Raw genomic sequence first — 13,393 nt, 5'->3', positions numbered from 1 at the left:
GACCGCGGTCGCGGACGGTGACCGCCGTCGGCAGCACATGGAGGATGGAGAGCGGGGAAATGGCGAGCGGGGCGGGCCACGTTCCCCGCCTCGCTGATGCAGCGGCTGGAATCGAATGCATGGCTTTCCTCTTGACGGAATCGGTGCTGCGGGATCGAATGCCGGCGATACAATCAGGAATATGCCATGTCCGAGACGCTGCTGACCGGAGCCTTTCTCGCCGCCCTCTCCTATACGCTCATTCCAGGCCCCGCCTTTCTGGCATTGCTCGGTATCGGTGCCGGCCAGGGGCGCAAGGCAGGCGCCCTATTCATGGGCGGGCATCTGGCTGGCGATATCCTCTGGTCGACCCTGGCGCTGGTCGCGATCGTCGGCGCCCGTTCCGTCGGCACGACGATCTTCGATATCCTCGGCCTTTTCTGCGGTGTCTATCTCGGCTGGATCGGCTGGACGGCGCTGCGAGCACGGCCAGCCGGCGAAAATCGGGCGCTGCTGACGGTCGAGCGTCCGTTGCGACGCGGTTTGATCTTCGGGCTTACCAATCCCAAGGGTTACCCGGTAGCGCTTGCAACCTTCACGGCCCTGCTTGCCGGTTCCGCCAATGCGCTTGAATTCGACGCGCTGCCGGCGCTGCTCGGCGTTTCGCTGGTCGGCTTTCTCGTTGCCGACCTGATCCTGATCATCATCATCGGTGCTTCGGTGGTACGGCGCTTCTATCGTCGCCACGAACTGGCGATCGTCAGGCTCTCTGGACTCCTGTTCATGGGCTTTGCTGTCCAGGCGGTCTGGCATGCCGCTCCCGGCCTTCTCGGCCTGCGCAAGCCTTGACGGTGTCCCCGCCGGCAACCACCTTCATTTTCGCCGCTTCCTGATGTCATAGGTCGCCGGCCCCTCCCCGGTTTCGAGCCGGATCGCATGCGAAAGGATTTCTGATGACCACCAGCACCCCGCTCAACCCCGCACTCACGCAGTGGACTGGACACGAGGGCCTGCCGCGTTTCGATCTGGTGAAGGACGAGGATTTCGCCCCGGCTTTCGACGCGGCCTTTCGGGACCATGAGGCGGAGATTGACGCAATCGCCGAAAATCCTGCCGCGCCCACCTTCGAGAACACGATCGTGGCGCTCGAAATCGCCGGCGATGGGCTTTCGCGGGTGTCCTCGATCTTCTGGAACAAGGCTGGCGCCGATACCAACGAAACGATCCAGGCTCTGGAACGGGACATCGCGCCGAAGATGTCGCGGCATTATTCGAAGATCGGCATGAACGCGGCGCTGTTCAAGCGCATCGATACGTTGTGGCAGGGACGTCAGGCCCTCGGTCTCGATCTCGAAGCGACGCGTGTGCTCGAGCGGCATTGGAAGGGTTTCGTCAAGTCCGGCGCCAAGCTCGAAAAGCCGGAGCAGGAACGCTTGGCGGGAATCAATGAGAAGCTCGCCGGCATCGGCGCCAAGTTCGGCCAGAACGTGCTTGCCGACGAAAAGAGCTGGGTGCTGTTCCTGGAGAGCGAGGAGCAGCTTGCCGGTCTGCCGGACTTCCTGCGTGACGCGATGGCGGCGGTCGCCGAGGATCGCGGTCAGAAGGGAAAATACGTGGTCACCCTGTCGCGCTCGATCATCGAACCGTTCCTGACCTTCTCGGACAATCGCGAGCTCCGTGAACAAGCCTTCCGCGCCTGGATTGCGCGCGGCGAGAACGGCGGCGACACCGACAATCGCGGGCTGATTGCCGAGATGCTGGCGCTGCGCGCGGAAAAGGCGAAGCTGCTCGGCTACGAAAACTTCGCGTCGCTGAAGCTCGACGACACCATGGCGAAGACGCCGGCCGCCGTGAATGGTCTCCTGATGCAGGTCTGGGAAAAGGCCGTTGCCCGCGCCCGCGAGGAAGAGGCCGAACTTGCGCGGCTCATTGCCGCCGAGGGCCGCAATCACGACGTCATGCCCTGGGACTGGCGCCACTACGCCGAAAAGCTCCGGGCCGAGAAGTTCAATTTCTCCGAAGGCGAGCTCAAGCCTTACCTGCAGCTCGAAAAGATCATCGAGGCCTGCTTCGACGTTGCCAAGCGCCTGTTCGGCATCACCGCGACGGAGAAGAAGGGCATTGCCGCCTACCATCCCGATGTGCGCGTCTTCGAGATCCGCGATGCGGCCGGAAAGCTGGTGGCGCTCTTCCTCGGCGACTATTTTGCCCGGCCCTCCAAGCGCTCCGGCGCGTGGATGAGCTCGTTCCAGTCGCAGCACAAGCTCAAGCTGAAGAACGGTGCCGAGGGCGAGCTGCCGATCATCTACAATGTCTGCAACTTCGCCAAGCCCGCCGAAGGCAAGCCGGCGCTGCTGTCGCTCGACGATGCCCGCACGCTCTTCCACGAGTTCGGGCACGCCTTGCATGGCATGCTATCGAATGTCACCTATCCCTCGGTTTCCGGGACGGGCGTCTCGCGCGATTTCGTCGAGCTGCCGTCACAGCTTTACGAACATTGGCTGACGGTGCCGGAGATCCTCAAGCGCTACGCGGTGCATTACCAGACCGGCGAGCCGATGCCGCAGGCGCTGCTCGACAAGGTGCTGGCGGCCCGGACCTTCAACTCCGGATTCGCGACCGTGGAGTTCACCTCCTCCGCCCTGGTCGACATGGCCTATCATACGGCCGAGGCGACGGCGGAGCCGATGGCGCTCGAAGCGAAGAAGCTCGATGAGATCGGCATGCCCCGATCGATCGTCATGCGTCACCGCAGCCCGCATTTCCTGCATGTCTTCTCCGGCGATGGCTATTCGGCGGGCTACTATTCCTACATGTGGTCGGAGGTGCTCGACGCCGATGCCTTCGCCGCCTTCGAGGAGACGGGCAACGCTTTCGATTCGGCGATGGCCGCTCGGCTCAAGGACAACATCTATTCGGTCGGCGGCTCGGTCGACCCGGAGGATGCCTACAAGGCGTTCCGCGGCAAGCTGCCGAGCCCGGATGCGATGCTTGCGAAGAAGGGCCTGGCAGCCTGAGCCGCTCCTATCTCCGGTCACGCTGTCCGGCGTGACCGGTCGGCCGCCGCATCTGGGTGGGCCGGACGGCCAAGTTCCGACCGGAGGCCGGTCCCTGCCCGGCTCAAGTCAAGTGCAGATGGCGCCCTCACCGGGGCGCCGTCTGGTTCTTCTTACGCGCCCTGGTCCACGCCCAAGGTCGATAGCAGGCTCTTCATTCTCTCTGCCGCCAGTTCCGGCCGGTCGAGCACATTGGCGTGGTCGGCGAGGCGGAAGATGTCGGCATAGTGCAGCACCCCACGGGCGGACTGCATGCCGGCCGGCATGGTGAAGTGGCGTTGGTGACCGTTCAGCCAGGCGAGAAAGACGACGCCGGCCTTGTAGTATTGAGTCGGTGCTTCGAAGATCTTGCGCGACAGCGGCACGGTGGGCTCGATGACACCGCGGAAGATGGCGAGGTCGCCCTTCGCGAGAGCGGTGAGCGCCTTGGAGGCGGAGGGCGCCACCGCATCGAAGATGCCGAGCAGCGCATGGCTGTATTTCCGGCCGTCGCCCTCGATCAGTTCCGCATAATTGAAGTCGTCGCCGGTGAAGCAGAGCACGCCTTCGGGCAGGCGATTGCGCAACACCACTTCCTTGGCGTTGTCGAGCAGCGAGATCTTGATGCCTTCCACCTTGTCGCGGTTGGCCTCGATGATCGAGAGCACCGTATCGAGCGCTTGATCGAAATTCTCAGAGCCCCAATATCCACGAAGCTGCGGATCGAACATGTCGCCGAGCCAGTGCAGCACGACCTTGTGCCGGGTCTGGCGAAGGATGTGCCCATAGACGTGGCGGTAGTCGTCGGCCGAGCGCGCGACGCGGGCGAGCGCCCGGCTTGCCATCATGATCGCCCTGCCTCCCTCGCCCTCGACGAAACCGACCTGCTCCTCATAGGCGGCAATCACGTCGTCCAGCGATCGTACATCGGCGGGCGCCAAATGGTCGGTGCCGGCGCCGCAGGCAAGGTCTGCCCCAGGCACCTGCCGCGCATCGGCAAGCGAGCGGCGGATCAATTCCTGCGCGCCTGGCCAGGCAAGGCCCATGCCGCGCTGGGCGGTATCCATCGCCTCGGCGATCTTGAAGCCCAGGCTCCAGAGGTGATGGCGGAACGCCATCGTCGCGTCCCAGTCGATCGCCGGATTGCTCCAGGGATCGAGATCGCGAAGCGGATCCGAGACCACATGGGCGGCCGCGTAGGCAATGCGGTTGAAGGTCGGCGGCGTCTCAGGCCGCGCGATCGGCGTTCCGGTCAGGCGATACTGTTCAAGCGAGCCGTCTTGGCGCGGCAGCGTCAGGCTTGTCATCGGGATGGGTCTCCTCCACGGAAATTTGTCTTGGAATACTTTGGATCGTTCCAAATGGCAAGCGGCAATCTTTTTGAATATGCGCCCCATGCCTGATCATCGGTAACGAAGCTAAGAATATACCTATATTTTTCATCATGTTACCTTTCTGAAAATCTCTCTTTGCATCGGTCAATGAGGCTTATAAATCATGCGAAGAGCGAGCAATGTGGAAAAAAGTGATCATCTATCTCTTGACGAAATTGGAACGTTCCAATTATGAAGGAGGAAAGCGGCGAAAGAATTCGGGAGGATGCTGTGGTCAAGGAGAGGGTAACGGTCATCGATATTGCGCGCGCCGCCGGCGTGTCGAAGTCGACCGTGTCGCTCGTCCTCCAGGGCAGCTCGCTCGTCAACGAGGCGACGCGCGCCAAGGTCAATGCCACGATCCGCGACCTCGGCTATGTCTATAATCGCAGCGCCGCCAATCTTCGCCAGGCGAAGTCGAAGATCATCGGCATCGTCGTCAACGACCTCACCAACAGCTTCTTTGCCGAACTCGCTGTCGGCGTCGATGCCGTCGTGCAGTCGGCGGGCTTCGTGCAGTTTCTCGCCAATACCGGCGAAAAGATCGAGCGCCAGCGCGAAGTGGTGGCGTCGATGCGCGAACATGGCGTTTCCGGCCTGATCGTCTCGCCGGCGCGCGGCACGGAAGCGGCAGATCTCGCGCCGCTCGTCGCCAGCGGCATTCCTGTTGTTCTGGTCGTGCGCGACATTGCCGGCGCCCATGTTTCGTCGCTGACCTCCGACAACCACGCCGGCGCCATGGCTGCCGTGCGGCATTTGATCGAGCGCGGTCACCAGCGCATCGCCTTCCTCGGCGGTTTTCCGGATACCGCCGTGTTCGAGGCGCGTATGCGCGGCTATCGCGATGCCCTTATCGAAGCCGGCATTCCGGTCTCCGATGCGCTGATCATCGGTTCGGCGCCATCGCGTGCCGGTGGCGTGACGGCTGTGGAGCAGGCGATGATGCTCGCCGACCGGCCGACGGCAGCGCTCTGCTTCAACGATGCGGTTGCCTTCGGCGTTTGCGACGGCCTCCGGGCGCGGCGGCTGGAGCCGGGCGCGGATTTTGCCGTCATCGGCTTCGACGACGTGATCGAGGCGAAGACCGCCGTGCCGGCGCTGACGACGGTTTCCGTCGATCCGCAGGGCATGGGCCAACGGGCTGCCGAATTGCTGCTGAAGCAGATCAAGGCCGGGAAGGCGGAGCCGGAAGCGATCGTCGGTTCGGTCCGTCTCGTTGTCCGCCAGAGCTGCGGTGCTGCGGTCGAAAGAAAAAGGGAGGCATTGGCATGACGAGGTGGGGGCTGATCGGCGCAAGCACGATTGCGCGCGAATGGGTGATCGGCGCGATCCGCGCCGCTGGAGGCGAGGTCGTTTCCGTCATGAGCACCAGCGCCGAGCGTGGTGCGGCCTATGCCGAAGAGAACGGCATCGCCAAGTCGGTGACCTCGGTCGCGGAACTGGTCGGCGATCCCGATGTCGATGCCGTCTATGTGTCGACCACCAACGAACTCCATCGCGAGCAGACGCTGGCGGCGATCGCCGCCGGCAAACACGTGCTCTGCGAAAAGCCCTTAGCGATGAACCTCAATGATGGCTGCGAAATGGTGCTGAAGGCGTGTGAGGCCGGCGTTGTGCTCGGCACCAATCACCACCTGCGCAATGCCGCTACCCATCGCGCCATGCGCGAGGCGATCGCCGAGGGAAAAATCGGTCGGCCGATCGCCGCCCGGGTCTTCCACGCGGTCTATCTGCCGCCGCATCTCCAGGGCTGGCGGCTTGACAGGCCGGCGGCCGGCGGCGGCGTCATCCTCGACATCACCGTGCACGACGTCGATACGCTGCGCTTCGTCCTCGACGACGATCCGATCGAAGTCGTCGCCATCAGCCACAGCGCCGGCATGGGCAAGGAGGGGCTGGAGGATGGCGTCATGGGCGTGCTTCGCTTCCGGTCGGGCGTCATCGCCCAGTTCCATGATGCCTTTACCACGCGCTTCGCCGACACCGGCCTTGAAGTGCATGGCACCGAGGGTTCGCTGATCGGCCGCAAGGTCATGACCCAGCGACCGGTGGGAACCGTGACGCTGCGCAATGCCGATGGCGAGACGGAACTCACGCTCGACCATCGCAATCTCTACGAAACCGCACTTTCCGCCTTCCATGCCGCCGTCCGAGGCGAAGGCCGTCCTTCGGCGACGGGCGAGGATGGCGTCTGGTCGCTGGCGACGGGTCTTGCCGTCGTCAAGGCAGCCGCGACCGGCCAGGCGGTGGCGATCGAAACGGGACTTTGAACTTATGTCGATGAACAAGTATATTTCGCCGGCCGAAGCGGCCGCCCTGATCCCCGATGGAGCGGTCGTTTCCGTTTCCTCCTCCAGCGGTCTCGGCTGCCCCGATCTGATGCTGAAGGCGATCGGCGAACGCTTCGAGACGACCGGTCATCCACGCGATCTGACGACGTTGCACCCGATTGCCGCCGGCGACATGAGCGGCATCAAGGGTGTCGACTACATCGCCAGGAAAGGTCTCCTGAAGAAGATTATCGGCGGCTCTTATCCCTCCGGTCCGTCGAGCGCCGAACCGCCGCTGATCTGGCAGATGATCGGCGCCAACGAGGTGGCCGCGTACAATATTCCCTCCGGCATCCTTTTCGACATGCATCGCGAAGCTGCGGCCAAGCGGCCGGGCGTGATGACCAAGGTCGGTCTCGACACCTTCGTCGATCCGTCGCGCGAAGGCTGCGCCATGAATGCTTCGGCCGCGGCCGAGCCGGTGGTGAAGAAGGTCTCGTTCGAAGGTGAGGACTGGCTCTATTTCAAGGCGATCGCGCCTGAGGTGGCGATCATCCGCGCGACGACCGCCGACGAGCGCGGCAACCTCACCTACGAGCACGAGGGCGCCTATCTCGGCGGTCTCGACCAGGCGCTCGCCGCCCGCAATAATGGCGGCATCGTCATTGCCCAGGTCAAGCGCATCACCAAGGAAGGATCGCTGAAACCCCACGACGTGCGCGTACCCGGCGTTCTGGTGGACTATGTCATCGTCGATCCGGACCAGAAGCAGACGACCCAGACGCTCTACGATCCGGCGATTTCCGGCGAGATCTTCCGGCCGCTCGACAGTTTCCGGGTGCCGGAGTTCAACATCCATAAGGTGATCGCCCGTCGAGTGGCGCAGGAGCTGCACGCCGGCAGCGCCGTCAATCTCGGCTTTGGCATTTCGGCCAACGTGCCGCGCATCCTTTTGGAAGAGGGGCTGCATGGTGCGGTCACCTGGGTGATCGAGCAGGGCGCCGTCGGCGGCGTACCGCTTCTCGATTTCGCCTTCGGCTGCGCCTCGAATGCCGACGCATTCATGCCCTCGCCCTACCAGTTCACCTATTTCCAGGGGGCAGGCTTCGATGCCTCGCTGCTCTCTTTCCTCGAGATCGATCGCAACGGCTCGGTCAACGTCTCGAAGCTCTCCTTCCGTCCCCATGTGACGGCGGGTGCCGGCGGCTTCGTCGACATCACTGCGCGGGCGAAGAAGATCGTCTTCTCCGGCATGTTCAATGCCGGCGCCAAGCTTGCGGTCGCCGATGGCAAGCTGGTGATCGAAAAGGAAGGCAAGCTCAAGAAGCTGGTCAACGAGGTCGAGCATGTCACCTTCTCCGGCCGTCGCGGCATCGAGCAGGGCCAGGACATCACCTATGTGACGGAGCGCTGCGTGATGAAGCTGACGCCTCAGGGCGTCATGCTGACGGAGATCGCGCCGGGCGTCGATCTGCAGGCGCATATCCTCGACCAGTCCGAGTTTCCGCTGCTCGTTTCCGACAAGCTGAAGACGATGGATGCCTCCCTGTTCCGGGAAGCTCCGATCGGGCTCGAATTGTCGAAGAAACCGGCACGCCGGCTTGAAGGAGGCGCGCGTGGCTGACGGCCGTATCCGCATCGAGGTGGATGGAGCGATCGCGACCATGACCGTCGCCCGTCCGGACAAGCTCAACGCCTTCGACATCGATATGCTGAAGGCGCTGGCATCCGCTTGCGATACGGTCGAGGCCGACCGCAACGTCCGCGTCGTCATCCTCACCGGCGAAGGCAAGGCATTCTCCGCCGGCGGCGACATCAAGGCCTGGGGCGGCATGGACGCGCCCGCCTTCGGTCATGACTGGGTGCGTTTTGGTCACCGGGTCTTCGAGCGGCTGGCGACGCTGCGCATGCCGGTCATCGCCGCGCTCAACGGCCACGCACTCGGCGGCGGGCTGGAGTTGGCCGCCGCCGCCGATATCCGCCTGGCAGAAACGCAGATCAAGATCGGCCTGCCGGAGACGAGCCTCGGCATGGTGCCGGGCTGGTCCGGCACGCAGCGCCTGGTTTCCCGCTTCGGTGCCCAGGTCGTCAGGCGCATGGTGCTCGGCGGCGAGATGTTCACGGCCGAGGCGGCTCTTGGTGAAGGCCTGGTCGATACCGTGGTCGAAACCGGCACGGTCGTTGCTGCCGCCCGCGACTATGCGGCCCGCGTCGCCAGGCGCGGGCCTGCGGCGCTCGAGATTTCGAAACTGATGATCGCTTCGGCAAATGGCGAAGACAATGGTGCCGCCGTCGAGGCGCTCGGCTCGATTCTCGTCGCCAAGACCGGCGACCTCAAGGAAGGTGTCGCCGCCTTCTCCGAGAAGCGCGAAGCCCAATTCAAGGGAGAATGGTAATGACCGTGCTCGTGAAACCCAAGCCGATCGAAGGTCACAAGGTTCGCGCCTTCCAGATGCTGATCGACGGCAAATGGGTGAACAGTGCCGAAGGACGCACGATCGAGCGTGTGGCGCCCGGTCACGGCGTCGTCGTCAGTCGCTATCAGGCCGGCACCAAGGCCGACGCCGAAAAGGCGATCGCTGCTGCCCGCCGCGCCTTCGATGAGGGCGCATGGCCGCGCATGACCGCGTCGCAGCGCTCGCTGGTTCTTTTGCGTGCCGCCGACATCATCGCCGAACGGGCCGATGAACTTGCCTATCTCGACGCGATCGAATCCGGCAAGCCGATCAGCCAGGCCAAGGGCGAACTCGATGGTGCCGCCGATATCTGGCGCTATGCCGCAGCACTTGCCCGAGACCTGCATGGCGAAAGCTACAACACGCTCGGCGACGGCACGCTTGGTGTCGTGCTGCGCGAGGCGATCGGTGTGGTGTCGATCATCACGCCCTGGAACTTCCCGTTCCTGATCGTCAGCCAGAAGCTGCCATTTGCACTCGCCGCAGGCTGCACCACGGTGGTCAAACCATCGGAGCTGACCTCGGCCTCGACCCTGCTACTCGGCGAAATCCTGGAAGCAGCCGGTGTTCCCGCCGGTGTCGTCAACATCATCACCGGCACGGGACCTGAGGTCGGTGCGCCGATGACCAGCCACCCGGATGTCGACATGGTGTCCTTCACCGGCTCGACCGGCGTCGGCCGGCTGACCATGGCGAGTGCCGCGCAGACCCTGAAGAAGGTCTCGCTGGAGCTTGGCGGCAAGAACCCGCAGATCGTCTTCCCGGATGCCAATCTCGACGAGTTCATCGATGCGGCCGTCTTCGGCGCCTATTTCAATGCCGGCGAATGCTGCAATGCCGGCTCGCGGCTGATCCTGCATCGCGATATCGCCGACGAGGTGACGCGCCGCATCGCCGCGCTTTCGGCCAAGGTGAAGGTCGGCGATCCGCTCGACCCGGAAACCCAGGTCGGCGCAATCATCACGCCACAGCATCTGGAAAAGATTGCCGGCTATGTTTCAGCCGCTTCCAGGGACGGCGCTGCGGTCGCCCATGGCGGTATGGCGCTCGATCTCGGCATGGGCCAGTTCATGGCGCCGACGATCCTTTCTGCCGTTCGCCCGGACATGGCGGTCGCGCGCGAGGAAGTGTTCGGCCCGGTTCTCTCGGTGCTGACCTTCGAGACGACGGAAGAAGCGATCCGGATCGCCAATGCGATCGACTACGGCCTTTCGGCCGGCGTCTGGAGCCGCGAGTTCGACACTTGCCTGACGATCGGCCGCCGCGTGCGCGCCGGCACCATCTGGATGAACACCTTCATGGACGGCGCGTCCGAGTTGCCGTTCGGCGGCTATCGCCAATCCGGGCTCGGTCGCGAGCTCGGCCGCCACGCGGTCGAGGACTATACCGAGACCAAGACGCTCAACATGCATATGGGGCCGCGCACCGGCTGGTGGATGCCGCGCTAAGGCTGGAACAGGGGAGCAGAGGACATGCGGACCAGGGAGGGAACACGGCGGCAGCAGGCAGCGTCACGTGACGCCGCCCTGCGCGCCTGTTCCGTCCGCTCAGTCGGCGGCGCCGAAGCTCGACGGGATCTGCGGACAGAGCAGCAGTTGCAGCTTGCTGACGTCGCCCTCGCCGCCGATCTTCTGCAGCAGCACCCGGCCCATGTCCTCGCCGGTCGCCGTCAGGTCCTCGTAGATCGTCTCGACCTGCGGCTGGATGGCGCTGAGAAGATGCGAGGTCTGCTTGGCGACGATGTCGTATTCGCGGCCGAGCGTCAGTCCGCAATCGCTCATGCCGGTGATGGTCGCCAATGCACAGACCTCGCCGCCGCACATGAAGCTGTCGGGCGGATCTGGCTCGGCGTAGCGCTGGCGGATTCGGTCGCGGATCGCGCCTGCGGGACTGTCGAGGTCGATACCGGAGAGGATCTCGTAGGCGCAGCCGGCCTCACGCACGGCGGTCATGAAGCCGTGCTGCAGATGGCCGGCAAAGGTGAAGTCGGCGGGGCCGCTGATCAGCGCGGGCTTGCGTCTGCCCTTGGCGATCAGGCGTTTCGTCGCCTGGTAGGAAAAGGTGAAGTTGTCGTAGTCGACATAGGGGTGTGGGGTCGAAAGTTCCGTGCGTCCATGGGTGACGAAGGGAAAGCCGAGATCGGACAGCAGCCGGACGCGCGGATCGAGCGGTTCCGTGCGCGAGAAGATCAGGCCGTCGGCCATGCCGTTGCGGGTGATGTAGTGCACCGCCTCAACATTGGTCGAGTTGAGGAAGTTCGGCATGACGATCAGGTGATAGGCGGTGCCCTGCAACGCCTTGGCGATGCCGCTCATGATCGAGGTGCCGTAGCCGAGGATTTCCTCGTGCGGGTCGAGCAGCACGCCGATGACATTGGTGCGGCCGGTTTTCAGGCGCTGGGCGGCCCGGTCCGGCGAATAGCCGATCTGATCGGCGACCTCGCGCACCCGCTTGCGGGTTTCGATGGAGATCTGCGGTGCGTCGGAGAGCGCGCGCGAAACGGTGGTGACCGCAAGGCCGGTGATTTCCGCGATGGTGCGAAGGGTCGGCTTGCTGCGCTTGGCGGCAGCGCCACTGTCTTCGTGGTGGGCGGGCTTGGAGGGATCGGCCAATGCTAGTCATCCTGAAAGCGGGCGAGAGCGGGTTTTGTAACGTGGAGCGAACGCTTAGGCAATCGAATCATGAAAACGTTTTAAATCTCGCATTGCGGTACGGTTTGCTGCATCGCAATAGCTAGTATGTGCTATATAATTCAGTAAATTCAAACGGTTCCGAAGGTGCTAAAATACAGATCGGCGGAATGCTTGACTTGCTGAATTTATAACGTTTTAAATGGCCAGCCGCTGGCTAGAGCGGCGCGAATTCCGGGGTGGAAGGAGGTTCCATCCCGAAAACTTGCAAACGGGAGGATAACGATGCGCAAGTTGATGACGACGACGGCCGTTGTGGCGCTGATGATGGCGGCCACCGCCGCGCGCGCAGCCGAAAACGTGGAAGTTCTGCACTGGTGGACATCCGGTGGCGAAGCCGCCGCACTCGACGTTCTGAAGAAGGATCTGGAAAGCAAGGGTATTTCCTGGACCGACATGCCGGTTGCCGGTGGTGGCGGTACGGAAGCCATGACCGTTCTGCGCGCTCGCGTCACCGCGGGCAACGCTCCGACCGCCGTGCAGATGCTCGGCTTCGACATTCTCGACTGGGCCAAGGAAGGTGCCCTCGGCAACCTCGACGACACCGCTGCGAAGGAAGGCTGGGACAAGGTGATCCCGACCGCCCTGCAGCAGTTCTCGAAGTATGACGGGCACTGGATCGCAGCGCCGGTCAACGTGCATTCGACCAACTGGGTCTGGATCAACAAGGCGGCACTCGACAAGGCTGGCGGCAAAGAGCCTACCAACTGGGACGAGCTGATCGCGCTGCTCGACAACTTCAAGGCTCAAGGGATTACCCCGATCGCCCATGGCGGCCAGCCCTGGCAGGATGCGACCATCTTCGACGCGGTCGTGCTCTCGCTCGGCACCGACTTCTACAAGCAGGCCTTCATCGACCTCGATCCGGCAGCGCTCGGCGGCGACAAGATGAAGGAAGCCTTCGATCGCATGACGAAGCTGCGCTCCTATGTCGACGACAACTTCTCCGGCCGTGACTGGAACCTCGCTTCCGCCATGGTCATCGAGAACAAAGCCGGCCTGCAGTTCATGGGCGACTGGGCGAAGGGTGAATTCCTGAAGGCCAAGAAGGTGCCGGGCACCGATTTCGTCTGCATGCGCTTCCCAGGCACCCAGGGCGCGGTCACCTTCAACTCCGACCAGTTCGCGATGTTCAAGGTTGCCGACGACAAGGTCCCGGCGCAGCTCGCCATGGCTTCGGCCATCGAAAGCCCGACCTTCCAATCGGCCTTCAACGTCGTCAAGGGCTCGGTACCGGCCCGCACCGATGTTCCGGACACGGACTTCGACGCCTGCGGCAAGAAGGGCATCAAGGACCTCGCCGAAGCCAATGCCAACGGCAAGCTCTTCGGTTCGATGGCGCACGGCCATGCCAACCCGGCTGCCGTCAAGAACGCGATCTACGACGTCGTGACGCGTGAGTTCAACGGCGAACTGACGTCCGAAGCGGCCGTCAAGGAACTGGTCGCTGCCGTCGAGGCTGCAAAGTAACGGGCTTGTTCCGGGGCGCTTACTGCATAATTCCTTGAATCCCTATTGGATTTAAGGACAGAATTATGCAGCAACTTAAGTGTTGCAGCGACCTTAGCGCGTCTTGAAAGACGCGCGGCG

At 63.5% G+C, this 13,393-nt stretch carries 10 protein-coding genes; 8 read left to right on the top strand and 2 right to left on the bottom strand.

Features of this window, described 5'->3' with window-relative positions; translation table 11 throughout:
- Nucleotides 1-186: 186 nt before the first annotated feature.
- The gene (locus QM996_RS16860) at nt 187-828 is read left to right on the top strand and encodes a LysE family translocator (protein WP_500268425.1); all 642 of its coding nucleotides are present in this window, start codon (nt 187-189) and stop codon (nt 826-828) included.
- Between the two features lie 104 nt (nt 829-932).
- A complete protein-coding gene (locus QM996_RS16855) occupies nt 933-2,996 on the top strand; it encodes a M3 family metallopeptidase (protein WP_500268424.1) in 2,064 nt (687 codons plus the stop codon).
- A gap of 152 nt (nt 2,997-3,148) precedes the next feature.
- Here the strand turns inward: QM996_RS16855 and QM996_RS16850 are convergent, their stop codons facing one another.
- Nucleotides 3,149-4,321, bottom strand: coding sequence for a dihydrodipicolinate synthase family protein (locus QM996_RS16850; protein ID WP_500268423.1), 1,173 nt, complete (start codon nt 4,319-4,321; stop codon nt 3,149-3,151).
- Between the two features lie 297 nt (nt 4,322-4,618).
- On the opposite strand from QM996_RS16850, the gene QM996_RS16845 reads away from it, so the two are divergent.
- Genes QM996_RS16845 through QM996_RS16825 form a run of 5 tightly spaced genes read left to right on the top strand, consistent with a single transcriptional unit; the run spans nt 4,619 to nt 10,561 of the window.
- A complete protein-coding gene (locus tag QM996_RS16845; protein WP_173517914.1) occupies nt 4,619-5,659 on the top strand; it encodes a LacI family DNA-binding transcriptional regulator in 1,041 nt (346 codons plus the stop codon).
- The gene (locus tag QM996_RS16840; protein WP_500268422.1) at nt 5,656-6,657 is read left to right on the top strand and encodes a Gfo/Idh/MocA family protein; all 1,002 of its coding nucleotides are present in this window, start codon (nt 5,656-5,658) and stop codon (nt 6,655-6,657) included. Before QM996_RS16845 ends, QM996_RS16840 begins: the two co-directional genes overlap by 4 nt.
- Before the next feature lie 4 nt (nt 6,658-6,661).
- Nucleotides 6,662-8,281, top strand: coding sequence for an acyl CoA:acetate/3-ketoacid CoA transferase (locus QM996_RS16835; RefSeq protein WP_500268421.1), 1,620 nt, complete (start codon nt 6,662-6,664; stop codon nt 8,279-8,281).
- Nucleotides 8,274-9,053, top strand: coding sequence for an enoyl-CoA hydratase/isomerase family protein (locus tag QM996_RS16830; RefSeq protein ID WP_500268420.1), 780 nt, complete (start codon nt 8,274-8,276; stop codon nt 9,051-9,053). The genes QM996_RS16835 and QM996_RS16830 overlap by 8 nt, the downstream gene beginning before the upstream one ends.
- Nucleotides 9,053-10,561, top strand: a complete 1,509-nt coding sequence (locus QM996_RS16825) for an aldehyde dehydrogenase family protein (protein ID WP_500268419.1) — start codon at nt 9,053-9,055, stop codon at nt 10,559-10,561. Before QM996_RS16830 ends, QM996_RS16825 begins: the two co-directional genes overlap by 1 nt.
- A 99-nt stretch (nt 10,562-10,660) precedes the next feature.
- Here the strand turns inward: QM996_RS16825 and QM996_RS16820 are convergent, their stop codons facing one another.
- Nucleotides 10,661-11,725, bottom strand: coding sequence for a LacI family transcriptional regulator (locus tag QM996_RS16820; RefSeq protein ID WP_429814507.1), 1,065 nt, complete (start codon nt 11,723-11,725; stop codon nt 10,661-10,663).
- A 315-nt stretch (nt 11,726-12,040) separates the two neighbouring features.
- Here QM996_RS16820 and QM996_RS16815 point away from each other — a divergent pair, with 315 nt between their 5' ends.
- The gene (locus QM996_RS16815) at nt 12,041-13,273 is read left to right on the top strand and encodes an ABC transporter substrate-binding protein (RefSeq protein WP_500270341.1); all 1,233 of its coding nucleotides are present in this window, start codon (nt 12,041-12,043) and stop codon (nt 13,271-13,273) included.
- Nucleotides 13,274-13,393: the final 120 nt, after the last annotated feature.

The sequence above is a fragment of the Sinorhizobium chiapasense genome, from assembly GCF_045277575.1.
In the GTDB taxonomy this organism is placed as follows: Bacteria; Pseudomonadota; Alphaproteobacteria; order Rhizobiales; family Rhizobiaceae; genus Ensifer; species Ensifer chiapasense_A.
Note: the sequence above shows the minus strand (reverse complement) of the source record. Positions and strands in the feature narration are given on the sequence as shown.

What these genes read in the sequence shown, in the direction of transcription:
- QM996_RS16815 (WP_500270341.1), top strand. Translation starts at nt 12,041, where the DNA reads ATGACGACGACGGCCGTTGTGGCGCTGATGATGGCGGCCACCGCCGCG.
- QM996_RS16860 (WP_500268425.1), top strand. Translation starts at nt 187, where the DNA reads ATGTCCGAGACGCTGCTGACCGGAGCCTTTCTCGCCGCCCTCTCCTAT.
- QM996_RS16850 (WP_500268423.1), bottom strand. Translation starts at nt 4,321, where the DNA reads ATGACAAGCCTGACGCTGCCGCGCCAAGACGGCTCGCTTGAACAGTAT.
- QM996_RS16835 (WP_500268421.1), top strand. Translation starts at nt 6,662, where the DNA reads ATGTCGATGAACAAGTATATTTCGCCGGCCGAAGCGGCCGCCCTGATC.
- QM996_RS16840 (WP_500268422.1), top strand. Translation starts at nt 5,656, where the DNA reads ATGACGAGGTGGGGGCTGATCGGCGCAAGCACGATTGCGCGCGAATGG.
- QM996_RS16825 (WP_500268419.1), top strand. Translation starts at nt 9,053, where the DNA reads ATGACCGTGCTCGTGAAACCCAAGCCGATCGAAGGTCACAAGGTTCGC.
- QM996_RS16855 (WP_500268424.1), top strand. Translation starts at nt 933, where the DNA reads ATGACCACCAGCACCCCGCTCAACCCCGCACTCACGCAGTGGACTGGA.